Source organism: Thiohalobacter thiocyanaticus, assembly GCF_002356355.1.
Lineage (GTDB): Bacteria > Pseudomonadota > Gammaproteobacteria > Thiohalobacterales > Thiohalobacteraceae > Thiohalobacter > Thiohalobacter thiocyanaticus_A.
Genome location: NZ_AP018052.1, coordinates 2,919,346 through 2,942,775, shown reverse-complemented (window position 1 = coordinate 2,942,775; position 23,430 = coordinate 2,919,346). Strand labels below are relative to the sequence as shown.

23 protein-coding genes, 1 pseudogene and 1 riboswitch are annotated in these 23,430 nt (G+C 65.6%); of the genes and pseudogenes, 9 read left to right on the top strand and 15 right to left on the bottom strand.

Going from position 1 to position 23,430, the window contains the following annotated elements; translation table 11 throughout:
• Positions 1-152: 152 nt before the first annotated feature.
• Positions 153-1,070 carry a DUF4382 domain-containing protein gene (locus CFK21_RS13645; protein WP_157745694.1) on the top strand — a complete coding sequence of 306 codons (918 nt, stop codon included), beginning with the start codon at positions 153-155 and terminating at the stop codon, positions 1,068-1,070.
• Between the two features lie 105 nt (positions 1,071-1,175).
• Here CFK21_RS13645 and CFK21_RS15560 read toward each other — a convergent pair whose 3' ends face one another.
• The 5 genes from CFK21_RS15560 to CFK21_RS13620 all read right to left on the bottom strand — a co-directional run bounded on the left by CFK21_RS15560 (position 1,176) and on the right by CFK21_RS13620 (position 6,098).
• A complete protein-coding gene (locus CFK21_RS15560) occupies positions 1,176-1,676 on the bottom strand; it encodes a glycine zipper 2TM domain-containing protein (RefSeq protein ID WP_231971521.1) in 501 nt (166 codons plus the stop codon).
• Positions 1,677-1,862: 186 nt separating this feature from the next.
• Complete coding sequence (gene fabB / locus CFK21_RS13635) at positions 1,863-3,080, bottom strand: beta-ketoacyl-ACP synthase I (protein WP_096367166.1); 1,218 nt, start codon at positions 3,078-3,080, stop codon at positions 1,863-1,865.
• A gap of 5 nt (positions 3,081-3,085) precedes the next feature.
• Positions 3,086-3,616, bottom strand: a complete 531-nt coding sequence (gene fabA, locus CFK21_RS13630; RefSeq protein WP_096367165.1) for a 3-hydroxyacyl-[acyl-carrier-protein] dehydratase FabA — start codon at positions 3,614-3,616, stop codon at positions 3,086-3,088.
• Positions 3,617-3,705: 89 nt separating this feature from the next.
• The gene (locus CFK21_RS13625) at positions 3,706-5,007 is read right to left on the bottom strand and encodes a GGDEF domain-containing response regulator (protein ID WP_172844307.1); all 1,302 of its coding nucleotides are present in this window, start codon (positions 5,005-5,007) and stop codon (positions 3,706-3,708) included.
• A gap of 80 nt (positions 5,008-5,087) precedes the next feature.
• Positions 5,088-6,098, bottom strand: a complete 1,011-nt coding sequence (locus CFK21_RS13620; RefSeq protein WP_096367163.1) for a glycosyltransferase family 2 protein — start codon at positions 6,096-6,098, stop codon at positions 5,088-5,090.
• Between the two features lie 95 nt (positions 6,099-6,193).
• Here CFK21_RS13620 and CFK21_RS13615 point away from each other — a divergent pair, with 95 nt between their 5' ends.
• A complete protein-coding gene (locus CFK21_RS13615) occupies positions 6,194-7,357 on the top strand; it encodes a hypothetical protein (RefSeq protein ID WP_096367162.1) in 1,164 nt (387 codons plus the stop codon).
• On the top strand, positions 7,357-7,842 hold the full coding sequence (locus tag CFK21_RS13610; protein WP_096367161.1) for a hypothetical protein: 486 nt from the start codon (positions 7,357-7,359) through the stop codon (positions 7,840-7,842). Before CFK21_RS13615 ends, CFK21_RS13610 begins: the two co-directional genes overlap by 1 nt.
• Before the next feature lie 67 nt (positions 7,843-7,909).
• Here the strand turns inward: CFK21_RS13610 and CFK21_RS13605 are convergent, their stop codons facing one another.
• A complete protein-coding gene (locus CFK21_RS13605) occupies positions 7,910-8,305 on the bottom strand; it encodes a hypothetical protein (RefSeq protein WP_178110275.1) in 396 nt (131 codons plus the stop codon).
• A gap of 514 nt (positions 8,306-8,819) precedes the next feature.
• On the opposite strand from CFK21_RS13605, the gene CFK21_RS13600 reads away from it, so the two are divergent.
• The gene (locus CFK21_RS13600) at positions 8,820-10,157 is read left to right on the top strand and encodes a YihY/virulence factor BrkB family protein (RefSeq protein WP_096367160.1); all 1,338 of its coding nucleotides are present in this window, start codon (positions 8,820-8,822) and stop codon (positions 10,155-10,157) included.
• A 302-nt stretch (positions 10,158-10,459) separates the two neighbouring features.
• Here the strand turns inward: CFK21_RS13600 and CFK21_RS13595 are convergent, their stop codons facing one another.
• Positions 10,460-10,999 carry a hypothetical protein gene (locus tag CFK21_RS13595; protein WP_096367159.1) on the bottom strand — a complete coding sequence of 180 codons (540 nt, stop codon included), beginning with the start codon at positions 10,997-10,999 and terminating at the stop codon, positions 10,460-10,462.
• 158 nt (positions 11,000-11,157) lie between these two features.
• On the opposite strand from CFK21_RS13595, the gene CFK21_RS13590 reads away from it, so the two are divergent.
• Together CFK21_RS13590 and CFK21_RS13585 are read left to right on the top strand one after the other, a co-directional pair.
• A complete protein-coding gene (locus tag CFK21_RS13590; RefSeq protein WP_096367158.1) occupies positions 11,158-11,667 on the top strand; it encodes a protein disulfide oxidoreductase in 510 nt (169 codons plus the stop codon).
• 4 nt (positions 11,668-11,671) lie between these two features.
• Positions 11,672-11,872 (top strand): hypothetical protein, encoded by a 201-nt coding sequence (locus CFK21_RS13585; RefSeq protein ID WP_096367157.1) that lies wholly within the window; start codon positions 11,672-11,674, stop codon positions 11,870-11,872.
• Positions 11,873-11,999: 127 nt separating this feature from the next.
• Here the strand turns inward: CFK21_RS13585 and typA are convergent, their stop codons facing one another.
• Complete coding sequence (gene typA / locus CFK21_RS13580; RefSeq protein WP_096367629.1) at positions 12,000-13,814, bottom strand: translational GTPase TypA; 1,815 nt, start codon at positions 13,812-13,814, stop codon at positions 12,000-12,002.
• Positions 13,815-13,946: 132 nt separating this feature from the next.
• Between typA and CFK21_RS13575 the strand changes: the two genes are divergently transcribed.
• Complete coding sequence (locus tag CFK21_RS13575; RefSeq protein ID WP_096367156.1) at positions 13,947-14,363, top strand: secondary thiamine-phosphate synthase enzyme YjbQ; 417 nt, start codon at positions 13,947-13,949, stop codon at positions 14,361-14,363.
• 12 nt (positions 14,364-14,375) lie between these two features.
• Here CFK21_RS13575 and CFK21_RS13570 read toward each other — a convergent pair whose 3' ends face one another.
• Positions 14,376-15,842: a cobyric acid synthase gene (locus CFK21_RS13570; protein WP_096367155.1), complete on the bottom strand. Its 1,467-nt coding sequence runs from the start codon at positions 15,840-15,842 to the stop codon at positions 14,376-14,378.
• Between the two features lie 53 nt (positions 15,843-15,895).
• Here CFK21_RS13570 and CFK21_RS13565 point away from each other — a divergent pair, with 53 nt between their 5' ends.
• Positions 15,896-16,762, top strand: coding sequence for a cobalamin-binding protein (locus CFK21_RS13565; protein ID WP_096367154.1), 867 nt, complete (start codon positions 15,896-15,898; stop codon positions 16,760-16,762).
• 48 nt (positions 16,763-16,810) lie between these two features.
• Here CFK21_RS13565 and CFK21_RS13560 read toward each other — a convergent pair whose 3' ends face one another.
• The 3 genes from CFK21_RS13560 to CFK21_RS13550 are packed head-to-tail and all read right to left on the bottom strand — an operon-like array spanning position 16,811 to position 19,980.
• Positions 16,811-17,362 (bottom strand): cob(I)yrinic acid a,c-diamide adenosyltransferase, encoded by a 552-nt coding sequence (locus CFK21_RS13560; RefSeq protein WP_096367153.1) that lies wholly within the window; start codon positions 17,360-17,362, stop codon positions 16,811-16,813.
• 15 nt (positions 17,363-17,377) lie between these two features.
• A complete protein-coding gene (locus CFK21_RS13555; protein WP_096367152.1) occupies positions 17,378-18,139 on the bottom strand; it encodes an energy transducer TonB in 762 nt (253 codons plus the stop codon).
• Positions 18,139-19,980 (bottom strand): TonB-dependent receptor domain-containing protein, encoded by a 1,842-nt coding sequence (locus tag CFK21_RS13550; RefSeq protein WP_096367151.1) that lies wholly within the window; start codon positions 19,978-19,980, stop codon positions 18,139-18,141. The genes CFK21_RS13555 and CFK21_RS13550 overlap by 1 nt, the downstream gene beginning before the upstream one ends.
• A 114-nt stretch (positions 19,981-20,094) precedes the next feature.
• A riboswitch (cobalamin riboswitch) is annotated at positions 20,095-20,308 on the bottom strand.
• 108 nt (positions 20,309-20,416) lie between these two features.
• Here CFK21_RS13550 and CFK21_RS13545 point away from each other — a divergent pair.
• Positions 20,417-20,868 (top strand): annotated as a pseudogene (locus CFK21_RS13545) (hypothetical protein).
• Between the two features lie 94 nt (positions 20,869-20,962).
• Here CFK21_RS13545 and CFK21_RS13540 read toward each other — a convergent pair.
• From CFK21_RS13540 to CFK21_RS13530, 3 genes are read right to left on the bottom strand one after another with little or no spacing between them, the layout of a single operon-like run.
• Positions 20,963-21,733, bottom strand: coding sequence for an ABC transporter ATP-binding protein (locus CFK21_RS13540; RefSeq protein WP_096367150.1), 771 nt, complete (start codon positions 21,731-21,733; stop codon positions 20,963-20,965).
• The gene (locus CFK21_RS13535; RefSeq protein WP_096367149.1) at positions 21,730-22,725 is read right to left on the bottom strand and encodes a FecCD family ABC transporter permease; all 996 of its coding nucleotides are present in this window, start codon (positions 22,723-22,725) and stop codon (positions 21,730-21,732) included. The genes CFK21_RS13540 and CFK21_RS13535 overlap by 4 nt, the downstream gene beginning before the upstream one ends.
• Positions 22,722-23,378 carry an HAD family hydrolase gene (locus tag CFK21_RS13530; RefSeq protein ID WP_096367148.1) on the bottom strand — a complete coding sequence of 219 codons (657 nt, stop codon included), beginning with the start codon at positions 23,376-23,378 and terminating at the stop codon, positions 22,722-22,724. The genes CFK21_RS13535 and CFK21_RS13530 overlap by 4 nt, the downstream gene beginning before the upstream one ends.
• Positions 23,379-23,430 lie beyond the last annotated feature (52 nt).

Here is a 23,430-nt window from a genome sequence, read left to right as displayed (position 1 = left end):
TTTCATTGAAGCAATAACTTGTCGATTGGCTTGACAGTGTTGCCAGGCCTCCCCAAGCTCCTGATACACAGGAAGTGTGCGTCGTTTCGCAGCGACAGGACATGTCATCCCCTAGGCTGCGGGTCACCAATTCGAATAATGGAGGGCGCACCATGAATCCCACCACTACGCATTTTCACCGAACCCTGTTGGCAGGCCTGGTCGCCGTCGGCCTGAGTGCCTGCGGCGGTGGCGGGGGCTCCGATTCCGGCGGGACCGGCAGCTTCAGCCTGTCCATCACCGATGCCCCGGTCGATGACGTCACTGAAGTGGTCGTCACCTTCACCGCCGTGACCCTGAAGCCGGCCGACGGTGATGCGATAACCATCACCCTGGATACGCCGCAGAGCATCAACCTGCTGGACTACCAGAACGGTGCGAGCGTGACCCTGGTTGATGATGAGGCCGTTACTGCCGGGGACTATGCCTGGATCCGGCTGGAACTGGATCAGGACAATACCTACATTGTGGATGGCACCGGCCAGCATGACCTGACCATCCCGAGCAGTGCCCAGACCGGGCTGAAACTGAACAACAGCTTCACGCTCTCCGCCGACCAGACCCTGGCCTACACCATCGATTTCAATCTGCGCCAGTCGGTGCATCTGACCGGCGCCGGCGATTACATCATGCGGCCGACGCTGCGGATGGTGAAGGATGATGAGGCCGGCACCCTGGCCGGCTCGGCGGATTCATCCCTGTTCCCCGCGCTCTGCGCTTCACCCGCAGCCGTTTATGTGTTCGAGGAAGGCGACAGTGTGGACGACATGGATGGCGATGACGGTGATCCGGTTGCCACGGTGAACCTGCCCATGGACGGCGTCAACGACTACACCGTGTCGCCCCTGGATCCCGGGGTCTACACCGTGGCCCTGGCCTGCGGTTCGGATCAGGATACCGCCGAGGACGGTGATCCCGGCACCGATGACGACAACTATGGCGAGACCGGGGATGCCGACGACATGTCGTTCTACGGTGAAACCAGCGTGACGATCACGGCCGGCGAGACGACGACGCACGACTTCAACTGAGTCCCTGTTCCCCTTATCCATGACGGGGACGAAAAAGGGGTGGCAATTGCCACCCCTTTTGCTTGTCGGCGCTGCCGCCGGACGGTTTCATCAGGCGGTGCCGGATCAGTAGCGATAACCGATATCCCGCCCGATCGAACCGCCGAGCAGCACGCCGGCCACGGTGGCCGCATCGCGGCCGCGGCCCTTGCCCATCTCGTTGCCGATCACGCCGCCGATGATACCGCCGACGATCATCGGGGTGGCGGAGCGGTACTCGCCATAGCCGCTGTGACGCGGTGCCGGATAGTGGCGCGGCGGTGCGACCACCACCCGCGACGGGCGGTCGTGATGGTAGTGATGGTGGATCACCTGCTTCTGCCGGCGGTGTTTATACCGGTCTTTGTGATGGTAGTGGTTATGGACCTCCTTGCGGGGCTTGTAGTGCCCGTAGCCATGGCCGCGGCCGCGGTCATGACGGGCATAGTCACGGCCGTAGTCCCGCCCGTAGTCCCGGTCATAGTAATGGTTGTGCTCGACATAGCGCTCGGCATGCGCCAGGGGTGCGGCAGCCAGGGCGGCGGCACCCAGCGTCAGTGCGATGAAGCCCTGCTTGATTCGGTTCATGATCTCGCTCCTTCTGTAGAGGTTGGCGAACAGACGGGTCTGTTCTGAGATTGCGGGATCAGTGTAGGGCGGGGGAACTGAATGCAGGCTGAATGGGAAGGGTGCGTCAACTTGTTGATTTCAAGCCAGTGTCCGAAGCCGCTTGGCCCCGTCATTGCGGGGATGCCTTGACCCGGCCGGCGGGGCTTAATCAGCCCACTTGCGGAACACCAGGGTGGCGTTGGCGCCGCCGAAGCCGAAGCTGTTGGACATGACCGTGTTCAGTTCCGCACCTTCTTCGAGCTGGCGCACGATGGGCAGACCCTCGGCCTTCTCGTCCAGCTGCTCGATATTGGCGGTGGCGGAGATGAAGCCGTCCTGCTGCATCAGCAGACTGTAGATGGCCTCGTGCACGCCGGCCGCGCCCAGGGCGTGACCGGTCAGCGACTTGGTGGAACTGATCTTCGGCACCCGGTCGCCGAAGACCTCGCGCACGGCTTCCAGCTCCTTGGTGTCGCCCACCGGTGTACTGGTGCCGTGGGCGTTGATGTAGTCGATCGGGCCGTCCACGTCCTCCAGGGCCTGACGCATGCAGCGCGCTGCGCCCTCGCCGGAGGGGGCGACCATGTCGTAGCCGTCGGAGGTTGCACCGTAGCCGATCAGTTCGGCATAGATCTTCGCCCCGCGAGCGCGGGCGTGTTCGAGTTCCTCCAGCACCACCAGGCCGCCGCCGCCGGAGATGACGAATCCGTCACGGGCCGCGTCGTAGGGACGTGAGGCCTGTTCGGGACGGTCGTTGTACTTGGAGGACAGCGCCCCCATGGCGTCGAACAGCATGGTCATCGACCAGTGCACCTCCTCGCCGCCGCCGGCGAAGACGATGTCCTGCTTGCCCATCTGGATCAGCTCGGCGCCGTGACCGATGCAGTGGGCGCTGGTCGAGCAGGCCGAACTGATGGAATAGCCCACGCCCTTGATCCTGTAGGCCGTGCCCAGGCAGGCGGAGTTGGTGCTGGACATGGTGCGGGTCACGCCGTAGGGGCCGATGCGCTTCACACCCTTCTCGCGCAGGGTGTCGGCGGCCAGCACCACGTTTTCGGTGGAGGCGCCGCCGGAACCCACGATGAGGCCGGTGCGCGGATCGGAGACCAGGTCTTCGCCGAGCCCCGAGTCCGTGATGGCTTCCTGCATGGCGATATAATTGAAGGCGGCGCTGTCGCCCATGAAGCGGCGCAGCTTGCGGTCGATCAGGGTCTCGGTGTCGATGTGCATCGGGGCATGCACCTGGCTGCGAAAGCCGAGCGCCTTGTATTCTTCCGAGAACTCGATGCCCGAGCGGCCTGTGCGCAGGCTCTCACGGACCTCCTGTGCATTGTTGCCGATGGAGGAAACGATGCCGATTCCGGTGACGACGACCCTGCGCATAACCTTCAAAACCCTTCCGTTGATGTGAACAAACCGACCCGCAGATCGTTGGCCTGATAGATCGCGCGGTCGTCGACGTACATGGTGGCATCGGCGATGCCCATGAACAAGCGCCGCTTGATGATACGCTTGATGTCGATCTGGTATCTGACCAGGGAATTCTTCGGCGTGACCTGGCCGCTGAACTTGACCTCGCCGCTGCCCAGGGCGCGCCCGCGGCCCGGACCGCCGCTCCAGCCGAGGAAGAAGCCGATGAGCTGCCACATGGCATCCAGGCCCAGGCAGCCGGGCATGACCGGGTCGCCCTCGAAATGGCAGCCGAAGAACCACAGGTCCGGCCGGATATCGAGCTCGGCCCGGATCTCGCCCCGATCATGGGCGCCGCCGGTGTCGCTGATGCGGGTGATGCGGTCGAACATCAGCATGGGCGGCAGCGGCAGCTGGGCGTTGCCGGGACCGAACAGTTCGCCATGGCCGCAGCGGATCAGATCCTCGTAGCTGAAGCTGTCCTGGCGGGGGGTCTCGCTTGTACTCATCGGGGCGCTCGTGCGGGTTGTCCACAAAGCGCGCTATTGTACCCCAGCCGGCGGGCGGACTCACGCTGCCAGGGATCGGGGCTCGGGGGTCAGGGGTCCGAGGTGTCGAGGCTGGCGCGGATTCGCTCGAGTGCCTCGTCGAGACTGCCGTCCTGGCGGCGCTGCCAGGCCTCCAGCAGTGGCAGGAGTTCCCGGATCAGTCCCGGCAGGTGGGGGGCGACGGCGGCTTCGCCGCTGTGCCGGAGCCGTTGCAGCGCCTGCTCCAGGGTCGGGGCCGGTTCCGGTTCGGTTGCGGGTTCGGGTTGCGGTTCCGGCTCGGGTGCCGCCATTGCCGGCGGGTGTTCGGCGGTGCTCGCCGGCGGGGTTTCCGATTGCGCAGCGGCCTCGTCCCCGGCGGTATCGTCCCCGGCTTCTGCGACCACGGCTTCGCGTTCGTCCGCCGCGGCGGTGCCCTGGTCGAACAGCACCCGGTTGCCGCCGCTGTGCTGGGCGCGGCCCAGCAGGCGCTGGGCCTGTTCCAGCAGTTCCTCGAAGCGGGTGTCACGCCGGATAAGCGGCGTGATCACCCCGGCGCTGGCGGTGAGTCTGAGGGTGTCGTTGCCGATCTTGAAGGTACGCGAGGCGATCTGGGTGCAGATGCGCACGGCCAGCTTGCGCGCCCCCACCGCGTTGGCCGAAGGCAGCACCAGGCCGAAGCGGGCCAGGCCGACGCGGCCGGCGGTGTCCTCGGCGCGGATGCTGTCCTGGATGATCCGGGTGAAGATCTTGAGGATGGCCTCCCCGGCCGGTTTGCCGTATTTGATGAAGGCCTCGTCGAAGGCGTCCACGTCGATGAATACCAGCCCCAGTTCGCTGCGGTGGCGGATGGCGTAGGCCAGTTCCTGGTGGCCGCGATCGGTGAAGCTGCGCTGGTTGAGCAGGCCGGTGAGCAGGTCCACGGTGGGTTCGGTCTCGATGGCCGTGGCGGTCTGCTCCAATCGGGTCTCGGTCGTGGCCAGTTTGATGTGGGACCGGGTATGGGCCAGCAGCTGCACCGAGTCGAAGGGCTTGCTCAGGAAATCGCTGGCGCCGGCGGCGAAGGCGGAGGACTTGGCGTCCTCGTCGTCCTCGGCGCCGGTGACGATGATCACCGGCAGGTTGGCCAGGCGCTTGTCCTCGGCCTCGCGGATGCGCTTGAGCAGGCCCATGCCGTTGAGATAGGGCATGGACAGGTCGGAGATGACCAGGGCGATACCCGGGTTCTGCTGCAGCGCATCCCAGGCGGCCTCGCCGTCGCCGGCCTCGAGCACCTCGAACTCCTGTTTGAGAATCTTCCTGGCGGCGACGCGGATGACACGCGAGTCATCCACGACCAGTACCTGGGTTCCGGCCGCTGTGTTTTCCTCGGACATAGGTCTTCCCTGTGACGTTAAAACCGCGGTTTCATGGGAGAATCGGCCGCAAGCCGGAAAGGCTTTAGCCATTCCGGGCGCTACCCTACCTGATAATAATCCCGCCCCGGCCGCAGATCGTGCCCCTGCAACCAGGCGGCGATCTCCTCGCGGGCGCCGTGACTGGCGATATAGATCAGGACGACCGGCCTGACCGGCTGCGCCAGCAGCCACGGCGGCGCCACGACGGGTACGCCATCCAGGCACTGGCCCAGCTTGCGCGGATCGATGTCGATCCAGGCATCCGGACGGTGGCCCAGTTCCAGCAGCGGCCGGACCCGGCGCCGGGTCTTGCGCCCGGCACCCCAGATGGCCAGCGGCCGGCCCTGGTGCAGCAGCGGGTCGCGGCTCAGGTAACGGGCGCGGATCCGGTCGAAGGCCGCGCGCGAGCAGCGCGGGTCGCAGCGCGAGACCCGGTCCGGCCGCTCGCGCCAGTCCAGCAGTGACAGGTCCACCTTGCCGAAGCGCACGCCCTGTTGATGCAGACGCAGCCAGAGCTCATAGTCCTCCGGGAAGTCGCCGTTGCGGTAGCCGCCGTGTGCCAGCACGGCACGGCGGCGGAACATCACCGAGGGGTGGGCCAGGGGCGATTCCAGGTAGATGTCCTGGTGGATCTGGGTCGGAGTCAGGCAGCGGTTGAGCCAGTCGACATAATGGCGCATGCCGTTGCGCACCGCCTCGGCGGGAAACAGATCCACGCGGCAGCCCACCACGTCATGGCCGGGATGGGCCTGCAGCCAGTCACGCTGACACTGCAGCCGCTGCGGGTGCATGCGGTCGTCGGCGTCCATGCGCGCAATCAGTTCGCCGCGCGCCTGTTCCAGACCCAGGTTCAGGGCGTTGACCAGCCCGGGTTCGGGATTTTCGAGCAGGCGCAGACGCGTATCCTGCGCCCGGTACTGTTGCAGAATGTCGACTGTGGCATCATCCGAGGCGTCATTGACCGCGATCACCTCGTAATCGGTGCAACTCTGACCGGCGATCGAGTCCAGTGCCTCGGGCAGGGTGGCGGCGCCGTTGCGTACGGGCAGAAGGATGCTGATGCGGGGCATGAGGCGGTCAGGAACAGGTGCGGGTGCTGGCTCCGGTCGGGCAATGATACCGGAAGCGGTGCCGGCACGCCTTTCATCAGTCAACGGGGAGTCACATGCAGCAGCAGGAACGCCAACGTCTGTTCGATCTGTTAAGCATTCCGACGGCGCCGTTTCGGGAACAGGCCGTTCATGCCCATGCCGTTGAACGCCTGCAACAGGCCGGCGTGGCGCATTTCACCGATCCGCATGGCAATCTGGTCATCGGGGTGGATTCACCCATCGCCTATCGCCGTCTGCTGCGACAGCGCGCGGACGAGCCGGTGCGGCTGTACATCGCCCACATGGACCACCCCGGCTTTCACGGCCGTCGCTGGCACGATGACGGCAGCCTGGAGATCGTCTGGCATGGCGGGTCGCCGGTGAGGCACCTGCGCAATGCCCGGATGTGGCTCGCCGACGCGCAGGGCTATGTGGGGACGGGGCGGCTGCAGGCCGTGGAACTGCATGAGAAGGGCTACTGTATCACCCGCGCCCGGGTGCGTCTGGAAGGTAAGCTCAGTCGCAACGTGCCCGCCCGGAGGCTGTTCGGCGGCTTCGCCTTCCGCAAGCCGGTGTGGCGCAGCGGTGCACGCGTCTATACCAAGGCCGCCGACGACCTGGTGGGCGTGCACTGCATACTCGAGACGGCCGTGCGCCTGCAACGCGCCGGTGAACGGCCCTTTCTCGGCCTGCTCACACGGGCCGAAGAGGTCGGCTTCGTCGGCGCGGTGGCGCACTTCGAACTGGGCTGGCTGGAGGCGCGCCGGCGGCCGCTGGTCTGCGTCAGTCTGGAAGCCTCGCGCACCCTGCCGGGAGCGCGCATCGGCCGGGGACCGGTCGTGCGACTCGGTGACAGACGCACGGTATTCGAGGCCGATGCCATGCAGCTGCTGGACGAACTGGCGGCGCGCACGCTCAGGGACGGTTACCAACGCCGTATCATGGACGGCGGGGCCTGCGAGGCGACGGCGGCCACGGCCTTCGGTCTGCCCACCGTGGGCCTGACGGTGCCTCTGGGCAACTATCATAATGAAGGCTATGAGGGTGGTGCAGACTGTCCGCGGCCGCGCGGACCGGCGCCCGAGTTCGTCAATCTCCAGGATGTGACGGGCATGCGCCGTCTGTGTCAGGCGCTGATGCGCCGCAACCTGCCCTGGCAGGATCCCTGGCGCGGGGTGCGGCGGCGTCTGCAGCGCAACCGTAAGGGATATGATGTCCTGTTGAAGGAGTGGAACTGATGCCGCGACTCACACTGATGTTTGCCGTCTTTCTGCTGGCAGGCTGTGCCTACATGGATTCCTACACGGCGGTGCCGCTGCCGCTCGAGCCGGGCGAACGGCTGCGGATCGAACAGAGACTGGACCTGCCGGACGACGGCAGTCGACTCTACATCCAGCATGGCGAAGCGGGCGGCGCGCGCGATTACACCGTGTGGGAGCACCATTGTTCGCTGGTGGCGCGTATGCCGGGACAGACCCTGCCACCGATCGAGGCAGGTACCGAACTGGTTGTTGCAAATGTGCAACGTTCGACTGACTTCGGCGTATGGGAGCGGGGGGTGATCAACTATCACACCCTCATCCAGCTGGAAGCCGGTCAGCATCCGCTGCAGGCGCTGGAGTGCGAGATCTGGGCGCACGGCTATGATGAACGGAGCTATATCGGGAGGACTGAACTGCGCCGGCTCCTGGCGCCGGTCATCCTTCTGCAGGAGTCAGATTAACTTATTGTTTTTGTAATAGAAAAGGCCCGCTTGCGCGGGCCTTTTTTCAGCGTTGAAGCCGCCGGTGTTACCGCCGCCGCTTGGTGGTGCGGCGCTTGGCGACCTTCTTCTTGGTCGGCCGTTTCTTGGCGACTTTCTTCTTCGCCTTCTTCTTGGCGACCTTCTTCTTGGTCGGTCGCTTCTTGGCGACTTTCTTCTTCGCCTTCTTCTTGGCGACCTTCTTCTTGGTCGGCCGTTTCTTGGCGACTTTCTTCTTCGCCTTCTTCTTGGCGACCTTCTTCTTGGTCGGCCGCTTCTTGGCTACCTTCTTCTTCGCCTTCTTCTTGGCGACTTTCTTGCGAGCTGTGGTCTTGCGTGCCGTGGTCTTGCGAGCTGTTGTCTTGCGTGCCGTTGTCTTGCGCTTGACGGCTGCCTTCTTCCTGGCTGTCGTCTTACGTTTCGTGGTTTTCTTTCTCACTGCCATGAGGAAACCCTCCTGTTTAATGGTTCGCGCAACATAACGGCTATTGATTATAAAAACTTTAACGAAAAATAAAAGATTAGCGCCGGAAAATGATATTGAACTGCACTAGTGTGTGATAACTTCTGACTGGCCTGCATGGACGCTGCAGTTGCGGCTGCGGCGATGAAACCAAAGCCGCGCGAGTGTCTGTCCCGATGTGCGAAGATGCGATTGATATGCGCAAAACACTATATATACAGTCTGAAAGCGATCTGTTGTCGATTCGTGTGCAACAGGGTGCAGGAATGAGCTTTGCTATTGCCGGGGTTGAGGTGTGTCGTGGCACAGGCTTGGGTATGGCCGTTTACAGCCCTGTGCGAGGGTGCAGGGAGAGCCGTTCTGTGTCGGCAAAAATTGCCGGGATTTTGGGGTGCTTGTTGCATCAGCGGCATGCGGGAAGCCTATCGCATGCATGTGCGCTAGACTTGGAGGCGAGGCATTGTCAGCGCGGTATCGATCAACCAATGAGGCTGTCATGTATCAGTTGAACGAAGTCATAACCCGGCTTAACGGACTCGTGTGGGAGGATGATCTGCGTTCGCTGTCACCGCTTCGACGGATCCTGATACGCAGTCTGCGCCTGCTCTATGTCATGGTGCGCGACTTCCTCTCCGGGGATCTGACACTGCGGGCGATGAGCCTGGTCTACACCACCCTGCTGTCACTGGTGCCGCTGCTCGCGGTCAGTTTCTCCGTGCTGAAGGGCTTCGGTGTCCACAAGCAGATCGAGCCCCTGCTGTACGGCTTTCTGGAACCGCTCGGGCCCAAGGGCAGCGAGGTTGCCGCCCAGATCATGACCTTCGTCGATAACGTCAAGGGCGGTGTGCTGGGCGGCATCGGCCTCCTGCTCCTGGTTTATACCGTATTGTCTTTGCTGAAAAAAATTGAGGGCTCGTTCAATTTTGTATGGCGGGTTGAGCAGCTGCGGCCGTTCGCCCAGCGGTTCAGCAATTACCTCAGCGTAATACTGATCGGCCCGTTGCTGATCATCAGTGCTTTGGGCATGACCGCCTCGGTCATGAACACCGGGCTGATGCAGCAGCTGATGGCGATCGAGCCCTTCGGTACCCTGATCGTCCTGGCCACCAAGCTGGTGCCCTATGTGCTGATCTGGGTCGCCTTCACCTTCATATATATATTCATCCCCAATGTGCGGGTGCGCTTCGGCGCGGCGGCGATCGCCGCCCTGCTGGCGGGCTTTCTGTGGCAGACCACCGGCTGGGTCTTTGCCTCCTTCATCGCCTCATCGACCAAGTACGCCGCCATTTACTCCAGCTTTGCCATTCTGGTGATGCTGCTGATCTGGCTCTACATCAACTGGCTGGTGCTGTTGCTGGGCGCGCAATTGGCGTTCTATATCCAGAATCCCCAGTACCTGACCCGGCACCGGGTGCGGTTGCTGCTGAGCAACCGGCTCAAGGAGCGGCTGGCGCTGACGGTGATGTACCTGGCCGGTGAGAATCACTTCCACAATCGCCCGCCCTGGACGCTGACACAGCTGTGCGATCACCTCAATCTGCCGGCCGAACCGCTCAACCAGCTGCTCGAGGTGCTGCTCGAGCGGGGCTTCCTGGTCGCGACCGCGAGTGAGATCGTTGGCTACGTACCCGCGCGGGATATCGAGACCATCCGCCTGGATGAACTGCTCAACCGGGTGCGGGAGGCGGGAGAGAGCCATTTCGTGCGCCCGGGGCAGGTGCCCGCGTTGCAGGCGGTGGACGGCCTGATGGAGGAACTGCAGGGTGCGCAGGCCGCGCATCTGGATGGCATGACCCTGCGTGATCTGGTGGTGCAGAGGCAGCCTGCGCGTTGATCGGTATGTCTGCCGGGCGGATCAGCGCCGGGCGGGCGAGGCTTCCGGGCTTAGCGTGCAGATTGCGCACATGCGCCCGGAAGCCTCGCCCGCCCGACGCTGACTTGCGTGCGGCGGGAAGCGGGTTGTTGTACGGGATCATGAGGGTTCTTCGAGTTCAGGCAGCTTCAACCCGCCGAACCAGTGCCTGTGGCCGGAGCCCCCGTGAGGGCGCATGTGCGGGGTGTGCACGCTAAGCCCTCACGGGGGCTCCGGCCGCGGGCACGGCGATGCTGGCGCCACAGTCCGGGGCGGGGCACGGTTCAGTCCTGCAACGCCACCATCATCGGGGCGTCACCCTGCCGGAAGATCGCCTCACCCTGATGATACACCGCCACCGGGGTGCCACTCTGCACCAACATCCATTCCGGCAGGTGAGCGCTCAGGGTCTGATAGTATTCCTGCGGGCGGACATTGCCGCAGTCGGGCAGGCCGGGATTCCAGGCGATGCGGTAATGCCAGGCGGCATAACGGCCAAGCGAATCCGGCGCGGTGGCCATGGCGGGCATGCCGGCCTCGTCCACCTCGCCGCTGAATACCCACTCGCCGCTGCACAGGGCGGCCTCGGTCCTGCGCTTGGCCTCGCCCAGGGCCACCAGTGTCCGGGCACGGGCCACGGTGGGGCTCTGGGCCGCGTCACGCGGCAGCCAGGCAATGACCTGATTATGGCCCTGACCAAGTGCGGTTTCCTGAGCCTGCCGCGCAAGCTGGTCGGTACCACTGCCGGCACACCCGACGAGCAGTACCAGCGCAGCGAGGGCGCCGAGGCTGCGAAGACGGATTGTGCTGCGGCTTGCGGTCATTGGGTGATTCCTGTTCACTTGAGGCTCACTCTAGTCATGGCAGGCTGAACCCTGCCTGAATCTGCGTCACAGCTTTGACGTTTATTGACCCTCTGCGGACGAAAATGTGATGGAGTTGGCGGCTGCAATGCGCCACAGTCGGCGATTCCCCAGACCTCATGACCCGGCATAGGCATCTCATACGCCTGGGACGGGCGGCCTGGCAGGTGGCGCTGGTGCTGCTGGTACTGGGCGCGGTGCACCTGTACCGGACCTGGGATACCGCCAGCGGCCAAGCCCCGGCATTCCAGGCCCGCGATATCCAGGGCCGGCCGGTTGCCCTGGCCGATCATGCGGGCCAGCCGATGCTGGTGCACTTCTGGGCCAGCTGGTGCCCGGTGTGCCGGCTGGAGGAGGGCAGCATCGATGCCATTGCCCATGACCACCCGGTCCTGACGGTGGCACTGGATTCGGGCAGTGACGGGGAGTTGAAACAGTACATGGCGGAACAGGGGCTGGGATTTACCGTGATCAACGACCGCGACGGGGCCATTGCTGCCCGCTACGGGGTGCAGGGAGTGCCGGCCTCCTTTGTCATCGGCCCGCAGGGCGATATCCGTTTCACCAGCGTCGGCTATACCACCGGTATCGGTCTGCGGCTGCGGCTGTGGCTGGCAGGGTGGGAGTGAGGCGATGGCGCTCACGGACAATCCCGAGGTCAATGCGCTGATCGATCGCCTGTGTGCGGAGGGCTGCACGGTGGTGCAGGAATACATCCTGGCCCTGGAGTCGGGCACCGAGCATCCGGCCTATGCCCATCTGGACACTGCCGGGCGCCGCCTGCTGCTGGCCGAGCTGCGGGCCATCATGGCGGTGTATGAGTCCCAGGGATGAGGATGCACCGTTGCGTCAGGCGTAGGATGGGTGAAGCGTCGCGTAACCCATCAGGCCCGGCGGGCCGCGATGGGTTGCGGCGCGTTGCGCCTTCACCCATCCTACCCCTCGGCCCCTGAATCCTGAGCTATGCCGAGCGTGCGGCCTTCTTGCGCTCGTGTTCCAGCAGCAGCTTCTTGCGCAGGCGGATCGCCTTCGGCGTGACCTCCACCAGTTCGTCGTCGTCGATGAACTCCAGTGCCTGTTCCAGCGACAGCTTCACCGGCGGGGTGAGCAGTATGTTCTCGTCCGTGCCGGCGGCGCGGACATTGGTCAGCTGCTTGGCCTTGAGCGGATTGACCACCAGGTCGTTGTCGCGCGAGTGGATGCCGATGACCATGCCCTCGTAGACCTCCTGCCCCGGGCCGATGAACAGCCGCCCGCGCTCCTGCAGGTTGAACAGGGCATAGCCCAGGGCCTTGCCGGCGCCGTTGGCGATCAGCACGCCGTTGATGCGCTGGCCGAAGTTGCCGGGCTTGTAGGGTCCGTAGTGATCGAACACCGAGTACAGCAGGCCGGTGCCCTGGGTCGTGGTCAGGAACTCGGTGCGGAAACCGATCAGGCCGCGCGAGGGGATGATGTAGTCCAGCCGCACCCGGCCCTTGCCGTCGGGCATCATGTCCTTCAACTCGCCGCCGCGGGTGCCGAGCTTCTCCATCACTCCGCCCTGGTGTTGCTCCTCGACGTCGATTGTGAGTTGTTCATAGGGCTCCTGCCTGACGCCGTCGATCTCGCGCACGATGACCTCGGGGCGCGACACCCCCAGTTCGTAGCCCTCGCGGCGCATGTTCTCGATCAGGATGGACAGGTGCAGTTCGCCGCGGCCGGAGACGCGGAACTTGTCCGGGTCCTCGGTATCCTCCACCCGCAGGGCGACGTTGTGCACCAGCTCCTTGTCCAGCCGTTCGCGGATCTGGCGTGAGGTGACGTACTTGCCGTCCTTGCCGGCGAAGGGCGAGTTGTTGACCTGGAAGGTCATGCTCACCGTCGGCTGGTCCACGGTCAGCGGCGGCAGCACCTCGGGATGGGCCGGGTCGCACAGGGTGTCGGAGATGTTCAGGTTCTCGATGCCGGTGAAGGCGATGATGTCGCCGGCGGAGGCCTCATTGACCTCGACGCGCTCCAGGCCCAGGAAGCCGAAGATCTGCAGGATGCGACCGCTGCGCCTGCGCCCGTCGCGGTCGAGGACCGCGACACTGGTGTTGGTCCTGACTTTGCCGCGGCTGATGCGGCCGATGCCGATCACGCCCACGTAGCTGTTGTAGTCCAGCGAACTGACCTGCATCTGGAACGGGCCGTCGGCATCGACCTCGGGGCAGGCGACCTTCTCCACGATGGTCTCGAACAGCGGGGTCATGTCGCCCTCGCGCGCGCCCTGGTCCAGGCTGGCATAGCCGTTCAGGCCGGAGGCGTAGACCACCGGGAAGTCGAGCTGTTCATCGGTCGCGCCCAGGCGGTCGAACAGGTCGAAGGTCTGATCCAGTACCCAGTCGGGGCGCGCACCGGGGCGGTCGATCTTGTTGATGACGACAATGGGTTTGAGGCCCCGCTCCAGCGCCTTCTGGGTGACGAAACGGGTCTGCGGCATCGGACCCTCGACCGCGTCGACCAGCAGCAGCACCGAATCGACCATCGACAGCACCCGCTCCACCTCGCCGCCGAAGTCGGCATGGCCGGGGGTGTCGACGATGTTGATGCGGTAGTCGTGCCACTGGATGGCGGTGTTCTTGGACAGGATGGTGATCCCGCGTTCCTTCTCCAGGTCGTTCGAATCCATCACCCGCTCCGGGGCCACACCCCGGTCACCGAAGGTCCCGGACTGGCTAAGCAGTTGATCGACAAGGGTGGTCTTGCCATGGTCGACGTGAGCGATGATGGCGATGTTGCGCAGGTTCTGGATCACGGTGCGGGTACTCTGAATAAGGGAGCGCGGATTATACATGAATACGGGCCGGCAGGCCTGTATACATTGATATAATGGGGGTTGATACGGGCGCACCGAATTGGTGCATAGCGACGACGACGATCCGAAGCCATGGTATTTCAGCACACCCTCAGCCTGTCCACCCGCGGCCGCGGGACCCATGACCTGACCCGCGCGGTCCGGGATGCGGTGCGCGACAGCGGCATCCGCAGCGGCCTGTGCCATGTCTTCGTCCAGCACACCAGCGCCTCGCTGATGCTGTGCGAGAACGCCGACCCGGCGGTGCGGGCCGACCTGGAACGCTTCATGGCCCGGCTGGCGCCGGACGGCGATCCCCTGTTCCAGCATGACGACGAGGGGCCGGATGACATGCCGGCCCATGTCCGCACCGTCCTCACCGGCGCCGATCTGACTCTGCCGGTGGCCGGCGGTGACTGCGTGCTCGGCACCTGGCAGGGTGTCTACCTGTGGGAACACCGCACCCAGGCCCATCGCCGGTCGGTGACGGTCACGGTGTACGGGGAATGACCGCCCGTCACATCAGCCGGCGTCCAGTCCGATGAGCTGCAGCAACTGCGCCTCGTCCATATGGGCCGCAATGGCATCGGCCATGCGTTCGATCCCGGCCTCGCGCAGCGTGGGATAATCCAGCGGCTCGGGATCATCCAGTCCGCCCCAGTGCAACAGGCTGCGGCAGGCATCCGGATGGTCGAACAGACCGTGCAGATAGGTGCCGAGGATCTGGCCGTCGTCCGACACGCAGCCTTCGTCGCGATCCTTCAGCCGCAGGGCCGGGCGCTGCAGGGCAGGCCCGGTGCTCTCGCCCATGTGGATCTCATAGCCCGTGACCGGCGCTTCATCATGCAGCAGACGACCCCGGCAGCGCCGCAGCTGTTTGTCCGGCCGCAACCGGGTGTGCAGCTCGAGCAGGCCGAAGCCGGCGCTGCTCCCCGGGGTGCCTTCCACTGCGTCCGTGTCATCGATGCTCCGGCCCAGCATCTGGAAGCCGCCGCAGATGCCGATCAATTTGCCGCCATAGCGCAGATGCCGCTGCAGATACTGCTGCCAGCCACGCGCCTGCAGCCGCGCCAGATCGGCGCGCACCTGCTTGCTGCCGGGCAGGATCACCAGGTCCGCCGGCGGCGGGGTGGCGTCGATCTGCACCCAGATGACATTGACCTGCGGATGCAGCCGCAGGCTGTCGAAATCGGTGTGGTTACTGATGTGCGGCAGGATGGGGATGACCACGTCGAGGCGGTCGTGGTCTGAGCCGGTCTGTTGTTCCGCCCGGATGGCGTCCTCGGCCTCCAGATGCAGGCCATGCAGCCAGGGCAGCACACCGAGCACGGGTTTGCCGCTGCTGCGGGTCAGCCAGTCCAGTCCGCCCTGCAGCAGCGCCATGTCGCCGCGGAAACGGTTGATGACGAAGCCGCGGGTGCGGGCACGCTCGCTGTCGGACAGCAGCGCCAGGGTGCCGTGGATGTGGGCGAACACGCCGCCGCGGTCGATGTCGGCGATCAGCGCCACCGGACAGTCCACCGCCTCGGCGAAGCCCATGTTGGCGATGTCGTTGTCGCGCAGATTGATCTCGGCCGGACTGCCGGCGCCTTCCACCAGCACGGCGTCATACTGCTGCGCCAGGCGGGCATAGGATTCCAGTACGGCCGCCCGCGCGCTGGCCTTGCAGGCGTGATAATCGACCGCGTCCATATTGCCGTAGACCTGCCCCTGGAGAATGATCTGCGCGGTGGTGTCGCTGCCGGGCTTGATCAGCACCGGGCTCATGTCGCTGTGCGGCTCCACGCCGGCGGCCTGGGCCTGTACCGCCTGGGCACGGCCGATCTCGCCGCCATCGACGGTGACCGCACTGTTGAGTGCCATGTTCTGGGGCTTGAAGGGGGCGACCCGGATGCCGCGCCGGCGCAGCCAGCGGCACAGGCCGGCGGTGAGCACGCTCTTGCCGGCATCCGAGGTGGTGCCCTGGATCATGAGGGTCGGTGTGTTCATGTCATGCAATGTGTGCGGACGGTATACTGGTTCGGATGAAAGCGGTTCGTGTCATGTCTCTGTGGCTGGTTCTGGCATTCCCGGCCGCGTGCGTTGCTGCCGGGGTCCGGGTCGAGGACATGTCGGGACAGGCCCTTGTCCTGGACGCGCCGGCACAGCGCATTGTCAGCCTGGCGCCGTCCCTGACTGAACTGGCCTATGCGGCGGGCGCCGGTGAACGCCTGGTCGGCGCCGTCGCCTACAGCGATTACCCGGCACCGGCCCGGCGTCTGCCTGCTGTGGGCAATGCCAACAGGATCGACCTGGAGGCCGTCCTTGCCCTGCAGCCGGATGTTGTCCTGGCCTGGGGCAGCGGCAACCCGCCCGCCCAACTGGCCCGGTTCCGGCAACTGGGCATCCCGGTCTTCATCGCCGAGCCGCACAGCCTGGACGATATTGCGCTGCTGCTGGAACGCATCGGGGTGCTGGCGGGCACACGGGCCCGCGCCGATCAGGCGGCACGGGAGTTCCGGGCCCGGCGGGATGCGTTGCGGGCACGCTACAGTGACCGGCCGGTGGTGCGGGTGTTCTACGAGGTCTGGCACCGGCCGTTGATGACGGTCAACGGCGACCACACCATCAGCGCCGTGATCCGTCTGTGCGGCGGCCGCAACCTGTTCGCCGACCTGCCCCAGCTGTCCGGGCAGGTGGCCCTGGAAGCGGTGCTGGCCGCCGATCCGGATGCCATTGTCGCCGGCGGCATGGACGCAACGCGTCCCGAGTGGCTGGATCACTGGCAGCGCTGGCCGCGGCTGCGCGCGGTGCGCAATGCGCATATCTTTCATATCCCGCCCGATCTGATTCACCGCCACAGCCCGCGCATCCTCGACGGCGCGGAGCGCATGTGCGAATTGCTGGAGCAGGTGCGGCAGTCTCAGTAGTGGGTGCTGTCGGCTTTCACTGCGCTCAGCTGCAACCTGCGGTGTGGGTTATCCGTTTCTTCCGCGCTGCCACAGTACGTCCGCCTCGCCCGCCAGGCGGTTCAGATGGCGGGCCAGCACGAACAGCAGATCGGACAGGCGGTTGAGGTACTGCAGGGCGGCCGGATTCACAGCGGTGCTGCGCGCCAGGCTGACCAGCCGGCGTTCGGCCCGGCGGCAGACGGTGCGGGCCAGGTGGCAGTGGGCGGCGGCCGGGACGCCGCCCGGCAGGATGAATTCCTCCAGGTATCCCAGCTCGGCGTTCATGGTGTCGAGCCAGGCCTCCAGGCGCCGGATATGCCCGTCGCCGATCGCGACCAACTCCGGTACGCAGAGCTCGCCGCCCAGGTCGAACAGGTCATGCTGAATGGCATTGATGCCCTCGCGGACTTCCGCTGGCAGTGACTGTGCCGCCAGTATTCCCAGCATACTGTTGAGTTCGTCGACCGTGCCGAAGGCCTCGACCCGGGCGTCGTCCTTGTCCACGCGTGAGCCGTCGCCCAGCCCGGTGCAGCCGTCGTCGCCGGTACGGGTGTAGATTTTGGACAGGCGGTGACCCATGATGTGTTCCCTCTTTCAGTGCAATCGATAGGCGACCGGCAGCTGCAGGTCCACCGGGTGGGCGGCATTGTAGGCCACCTGCCGGACCGAGCGCAGGGCGCTGAGCGCGGCCTGGTCGAGTACGGCGCGGCCGGAGCTTTCCAGGACTTCCACGTCATCGATGCGCCCGTCGCTGCGGACCTGGAAACCGAGCAGGACATCGCCTTCCCAGTTGCGCAGTCGGGCCAGGCGCGGATAGTAGAAATGCTGCTGCAGGGCGTCGCGGATCTCTTCGAGAACGGCGCTGCCCTGAACCTCGGCCCGCGTTTGCACCGGCGCTGTGGTGGCGGGCGCCGCCGCGCGCGGGGGCGGCAGCGGTTCGGCGCCTGTCGGGCGCCCGCCGCGCGCTGGTGCCGGTCGTTCAACCGACGCCTGCCGTTCGGGTTCGGTCCTGGTGGTCCCGGCCGCGGCGACGGGGTCGGGGTCGGGGGCGGCCGGCTGCGTTGCGGCTGACGCGTCCGGGGGACTTGCCTGGTGCGGGTCGCCGGCGGATTCTGCATCCCCGGCGGATTCTGCATCCCCGGCTTTGCGTATTGCGGCAGGCGCCGGCGGCCGCCGAGCGGGTGACGGCGCAGCGGTCAGCTGGATGGCCAGTGCGCCGCTGCGACTGCTCAGGGCCGGCACCTCATGCTGCAGCGGCGCCTGCCAGGCCAGCAGGCCCGCATGCAGCGCCAGCGATGCCAGGACAAGCCAGGGCAGCGGCTGCTGGTGCCAGGCATTGTCGGATCGAGGTTTCATCACTCTCCGTTATAGCGCACCGAGACGAACAGGGTGCGATCCAGCGTGTTCCAGTCGCCGGCGAAGCTGGAGGCCAGTACATAGTCCTTGTCGAACAGGTTTTCCACCCGTGCTTCGACCTGCCACCGGGGGGCGGGGCGATACCGGTAGGTCAGATTCACCAGCCCATAGCCGGCCAGGCGGGTGGTGGCGTTCTGGTCGTTGCGCTCGGAACGGGCCAGTGCCTCGATGCCGATGCCGTGCCGGCCGAAGTCGCGCTGCGCGGTCAGGTCCAGCGAATGCTCGGGCCGGCGGTCGAGTTGTTCGTCGTTGCTGTCGTTGGTCGCATCGAGGTAGGTGTAACCGGCGCCGAAGTTCCAGCCCGCCCAGTCGGCGGCGGCGATCAACTCCAGGCCGCGGATGGTGGCATCGCGCACATTGGCCGGACTGGAGGTGAAGGTGCTCGTACCGGTCTGGACGGTGCTCCATTCGATCAGGTTCTTCAGGTCGGTATGAAAAAGATTCGCTTCGGTGCGGACCTTCCCGAAGGTATGGCGCAGACCGAATTCAGCGGTTTGCGATTCCTCCGGTTGCAGATCCGGATTGCCCTGGATGATGTAGGTGGTGCCGAAGAAGCTGTCCACACTGCGTGGCCAGAACAGGCCGTTGACCGTCGGGGCCTTGAACGCCGTGCCGTAGGAGGCGATCACGCGGGTGCCGGTCGGGAGGTCGTGTCCCCAGGCGATATTGCCCGTGGTCTCGTTGCCGAACTCGCTGTGGTGATCGTAGCGCAGGCCCAGGGTCCAGTCGCTCGCCAGGGCGCTGAACTGATGCTGGACGAAGCCGGCACTGTTGTAGATGTTCTCGTCGATGACGCCGTTGCGGTCCTTGCTTGCCTCGTCCACCCAGTAGTCGATACCGGCGGTGAACAGACCGTTGAATACCGTGAGATCGTTCTGCCAGCTCGCACTGCGGCGTTTGGTCTGAATCACGGCCGGCGAGGTCGGGCTGGCGGAATCCGTTTCATCCAGGGCATAGCCCAGGGTCAGGGACTGGCTCCATACCGCAGTCGTCATGTGTTCCAGCTTCAGGCTGGCGGCCTGGTTCCTGTAATCGATGTCGCCGGTGGCGGGGTCGAGTTCATTGGTGCCGTGGGCATGGGTCAGGTTGAAACGCATCGCCAGCCCCGGCATCAGTTCACCGTCCAGTCCAAGCGCAGCATGCAGGTTGTCGTAGCCGTGCTTCTCGCTGGCCTGGTCGAGGGTGCGGATCCCGTCGGTGTCCAGGGCGCCGGCCTGCAGGCTGTAGCGCCAGCGCTTGCCGCCGCCGATGCCGGCCTCGATCTCGCGGGTATCGTCGCCGCCGTAGCCGATGCGCGCGGTCGGTCCCTCGTTCCGGCGGGTGAAGATCTGGATTACGCCGCCCACGGCATCGGAACCGTACAGACTGGCGCGGGGGCCGCGCACGACCTCGATGCGCTCGATCTGGTCCGGACGCAGATTGCCCCAGTTGAAGGTGCCGAGGGTGGCAGAGGCGGCACGCACACCGTCGATCAGTACCAGCACATGATCGGAATTGGTGCCGCGGATGAAGACGGAATCGGTCTTGCCTATGCCACCGCTGGTACTGATGTGAATGCCGGCCTTCGCGCGCAGCAGTTCCACCGTGGACCTGGCCTGGCTGCGCTCGATTTCGTCCCGATCGATGACCGTGACCGAGGCCAGGCTCTGATCGGCGGTCTGTGCCGTCCGGGTTGCGGTAACGATGACCTGGGCCATTTCTTCCGAGTCGGCCGCGGGCGCGGCAGGCGAGATGAATCCGGAAGCGGCCGTGATTGCGGCCGCGAGCGTGTTTCTGAACATCGATTTCTCCCAACGCACGCCCGTCCGCGTGCGGATGATTATTGTGAGTGCATGGCAAGGGAAAGGTGTTGCGTGGGAGAGGTGGATGCCACGCGGGCACCACCCTCCGCAGTGCCACCTGGGATACCTCGGGCCGGTCTCCGGGCTCGCGAGCAGGAAGTATGCTTCCCTGACCTGTCGCCTTCCCACGCGTACGCAGTGGCACTGTGACAGGTCTTGACTCGCCTACCGTTGCGGGGGCAGCGCCGGAATTGAATCCAGGGGATTCGCGCCGGCTTCCCGTTTCACCGCGCTGTGAAGGCGCGGCACCCGAGGCATTTCAAGTGGCCGGAACTTTACGCGGCGGCCGATGGCCGGTCAAGTTGACACGGCCGGCTTGACCTGTTCGTCGGCCGGGGTAGACTGGCATACCAATCGGTATGTTAGGAGTTCGGGCATGAGCCGGAATGCACCCGCGGTTTCACAGAATCCCTTTCTTGCCGCCTTTCGGGGCAGCTTCTACGGCGTGCTGCGCTGGCCCCAGCTGGATGAGCTCTGGCAGCGGCTGCGCGACGATGCCGATGGCGGCTGGTACATCTATGCCGTCGGTGAGACGCCGCCCGGGACCTCAGCCACGGCAGAACAGTTGGCCCGTTTCATCGATGAAGTGGACGTACTGCTGCGCCGTGAGCATGAAGAGGACTACTGCGGCATTGTCTACACCGATTCCTTCGATCAGCCCACCTATGTGAAGATCTTCGATCCCAACAACCTGGGTGTGAGCTGCGGCTTCTCCGACAATCCCCCAAGCCCGGCTGGATCCTGTCCAAGCTCAAGCCCGCGGATCTCGAAGCGGACATGCCCCTGCCCGGCAATCGCCGCCGCTGGTGGCAACGTTTGTTCGGATAGACGGGGATGAACATGGGCTGCGCGGAATTATGTCGTACTGGCTGCGATTGAACGCGAATACATCCCCCCCTTCTTGTCGCTGCCGACCGTTTGATCAGAGTTGCGGAAACCAGAACCGGCCACCATCCGCTGCGACCGACTGCATCGGCCAGGCATAGAGCCGGCTGAGGTTCCCGGTATTGAGCAGCTCGTCGACCGGGCCCTGCAGGCAGGTGCCGTCCGGCATCAGCATCAGGACGTGATTGCAGAAACGGGCGGCCAGATTCACATCGTGCAGCACCAGTAGGGCGGCCTTGTCGCTGTGGTCCAGGCTCCGGCGCACGCGCTGCAGTACATCGAGCTGGCGGCGCAGGTCGAGGTGGTTGGTCGGCTCGTCCAGCAGCAGCAGGGCCGGGTCCTGCACCAGCAGGGTGGCGAAGGCCAGGCGCCGGCGCTCGCCGCCGGACAGGGTCTGGATGTTGCGTTCGGCCAGCGCCAGCAACTCGAGCTCCCCCAGGATCTGATCGACCCGCGCCACTTCCTCGCGCCCCTCCCACTGCCAGCCGCCCAGATGCGGATAGCGTCCCAGCAGGGCGGCCTCGCGCAGCTGCAGGGGAAAGGGGTCGTGATTGTCCTGCGGCATCAGGCCCAGGCGCCGGGCCAGGGGCTTGCGCGCAAAGGATTCGAGCGGCTGTTCGTCGATGAGGATGCGGCCGGTCTCCGGCTGGCGCAGTCGCGCCAGGCAGTGCAGCAGGGTGGTCTTGCCCGAGCCGTTGGGGCCGAGGATGGCCCAGCACTGACCCGGTTCCACCGCCAGGTCCAGGCCCGCGACCAGGCGCCGCGGACCGATATTGATGCCGAGCTGTTCGGCGCGCAGCAGGCTCATGCCGGCTCCGTGGCCCGCGCCTGGCGGGTGAGCAGGTACAGGAACAGCGGCACGCCGAGAAAGGCGGTGACCACGCCCACCGGCAGCTGCTGGGGCGCGAGCAGGGTACGGCCGAGGGTGTCGGCCAGCACCAGCAGACTGCCGCCGGCCAGCGCCGCGGCGGGAATGAGGAAGCGATGGTCGCGGATGCCCAGCAGCCGGATCAGGTGCGGGATCACCAGCCCGACGAAGCCGATGCTGCCCGCCTGACTCACGGCCAGGGCGGTGGCCAGGGCCGCCAGCACATACAGCAGCACCAGGGTGTGGCCGACGGCCGCACCCAGCGTGGCCGCCGTACTCTGGCCCAGCAACAGCAGGTTGAGGGTGCGGCCCAGCCCGACGGCAACCACGAGCAACAGCAGCAGCCACAGACCGCCCAGGCGGATCGGGGCGGCGGTGTTCAGATCCCCCATGAGCCAGAACAGCAGGCCGTGCACCCGTTCGGCCGGGGCGATGGTGAGCAGGAAGGTGATGATCGCGCCCCAGCCGGCGGCGACCACGATGCCGGTCAGCAGCAGCCGGTGGCTGTGCCAGCGCTGCAGGCCGCCGCCGAGTTGGAATACCACGAGGGTGGAGAGCAGGGCGCCGGCAAAGGCCAGGGTCTGTACCGCCAGGCCGGACAGGCCCAGCAGCAGGGCGCCGAGCGCACCCACCGCCGCGCCGCCGGAGGTGCCCAGTACATAGGGGTCGGCCAGCGGATTGCGCAGCAGCACCTGCATCAGCACCCCGGCCAGGGCCAGCAGACCGCCGACCTGGAAGGCCAGCAGGGCGCGCGGCAGGCGCAGTTCCCAGACCAGGGTCCGGGGCCAGTCGGGGCCGCGATCCAGCAGGGCCTGGAGGATGGCCGCCGGCCCCAACTCCACACTGCCCAGGCCGGCGGCCAGCAGCAGAGTCAGTCCGCTGAGCAGCGCGAGCAGCAGCAGGAGCGACAGCGGGCGCGACGGCACACTCATTCCCGCAGACTGATCACCGGCCAGCCCCGGGCCAGTGCGGTATGGCGCAGGGTATCGTCGGGATCGACCGCCACCGGGTGGGTGACCCGCTCCAGCAGCGGCAGGTCATTGTGCGAATCGCTGTAGAACCAGCTGCGGTCCAGGTCCGCGCCGTTCGCCTGCAGCCACTGCTCCAGCCGCTTGACCTTGCCGGCCTGGAAACAGGGGATGTCGAAGCTGCGGCCGGTGTAGACCCCGTCGTGCTGTTCCACCTCGGTGGCCAGCAGGTGCTCGACCCCGAAGCGCTCGGCAATGGGCGCGGTGATGAAGCGGTTGGTGGCGGTGATGATGACCAGGGTGTCACCCGCGCTGCGGTGGCGTTCCAGCAGATCGCGGGCGGCCGGCAGCATGATGGGTTCGATCAGTTCCCTTACGAAGGCCTCGCGCCAGCGATGCAGCTGCGCCGGCGGATGCTCGGCCAGCGGGCGCAGGGAGAAGGCGAGAAAGGCCTGGATGTCCAGCGTGCCCGCCTGATACTGCTGGTAGAAGCGGTGGTTTTCCTGTTCGTAGAGATCGGCGTCGACGATGCCGTTCTCGACCAGGAACCGGCCCCACAGATAGTCGCTGTCCCCGCCCAGCAGGGTGTTGTCGAGATCGAACAGGGCCAGTGCCACCGGCGGCTCTCCTTGGTGTGGGTCGAAGATGTATGCGCTTGCCTTGCCAGCG

Coding starts and splice junctions, on each gene's coding strand:
- CFK21_RS13645 (WP_157745694.1), top strand. CDS start 153: ATGAATCCCACCACTACGCATTTTCACCGAACCCTGTTGGCAGGCCTG.
- CFK21_RS15560 (WP_231971521.1), bottom strand. CDS start 1,676: ATGAACCGAATCAAGCAGGGCTTCATCGCACTGACGCTGGGTGCCGCC.
- fabB (WP_096367166.1), bottom strand. CDS start 3,080: ATGCGCAGGGTCGTCGTCACCGGAATCGGCATCGTTTCCTCCATCGGC.
- fabA (WP_096367165.1), bottom strand. CDS start 3,616: ATGAGTACAAGCGAGACCCCCCGCCAGGACAGCTTCAGCTACGAGGAT.
- CFK21_RS13625 (WP_172844307.1), bottom strand. CDS start 5,007: ATGTCCGAGGAAAACACAGCGGCCGGAACCCAGGTACTGGTCGTGGAT.
- CFK21_RS13620 (WP_096367163.1), bottom strand. CDS start 6,098: ATGCCCCGCATCAGCATCCTTCTGCCCGTACGCAACGGCGCCGCCACC.
- CFK21_RS13615 (WP_096367162.1), top strand. CDS start 6,194: ATGCAGCAGCAGGAACGCCAACGTCTGTTCGATCTGTTAAGCATTCCG.
- CFK21_RS13610 (WP_096367161.1), top strand. CDS start 7,357: ATGCCGCGACTCACACTGATGTTTGCCGTCTTTCTGCTGGCAGGCTGT.
- CFK21_RS13605 (WP_178110275.1), bottom strand. CDS start 8,305: ATGGCAGTGAGAAAGAAAACCACGAAACGTAAGACGACAGCCAGGAAG.
- CFK21_RS13600 (WP_096367160.1), top strand. CDS start 8,820: ATGTATCAGTTGAACGAAGTCATAACCCGGCTTAACGGACTCGTGTGG.
- CFK21_RS13595 (WP_096367159.1), bottom strand. CDS start 10,999: ATGACCGCAAGCCGCAGCACAATCCGTCTTCGCAGCCTCGGCGCCCTC.
- CFK21_RS13590 (WP_096367158.1), top strand. CDS start 11,158: ATGACCCGGCATAGGCATCTCATACGCCTGGGACGGGCGGCCTGGCAG.
- CFK21_RS13585 (WP_096367157.1), top strand. CDS start 11,672: ATGGCGCTCACGGACAATCCCGAGGTCAATGCGCTGATCGATCGCCTG.
- CFK21_RS13575 (WP_096367156.1), top strand. CDS start 13,947: ATGGTATTTCAGCACACCCTCAGCCTGTCCACCCGCGGCCGCGGGACC.
- CFK21_RS13570 (WP_096367155.1), bottom strand. CDS start 15,842: ATGAACACACCGACCCTCATGATCCAGGGCACCACCTCGGATGCCGGC.
- CFK21_RS13565 (WP_096367154.1), top strand. CDS start 15,896: ATGTCTCTGTGGCTGGTTCTGGCATTCCCGGCCGCGTGCGTTGCTGCC.
- CFK21_RS13560 (WP_096367153.1), bottom strand. CDS start 17,362: ATGGGTCACCGCCTGTCCAAAATCTACACCCGTACCGGCGACGACGGC.
- CFK21_RS13555 (WP_096367152.1), bottom strand. CDS start 18,139: ATGAAACCTCGATCCGACAATGCCTGGCACCAGCAGCCGCTGCCCTGG.
- CFK21_RS13550 (WP_096367151.1), bottom strand. CDS start 19,980: ATGTTCAGAAACACGCTCGCGGCCGCAATCACGGCCGCTTCCGGATTC.
- CFK21_RS13540 (WP_096367150.1), bottom strand. CDS start 21,733: ATGAGCCTGCTGCGCGCCGAACAGCTCGGCATCAATATCGGTCCGCGG.
- CFK21_RS13535 (WP_096367149.1), bottom strand. CDS start 22,725: ATGAGTGTGCCGTCGCGCCCGCTGTCGCTCCTGCTGCTGCTCGCGCTG.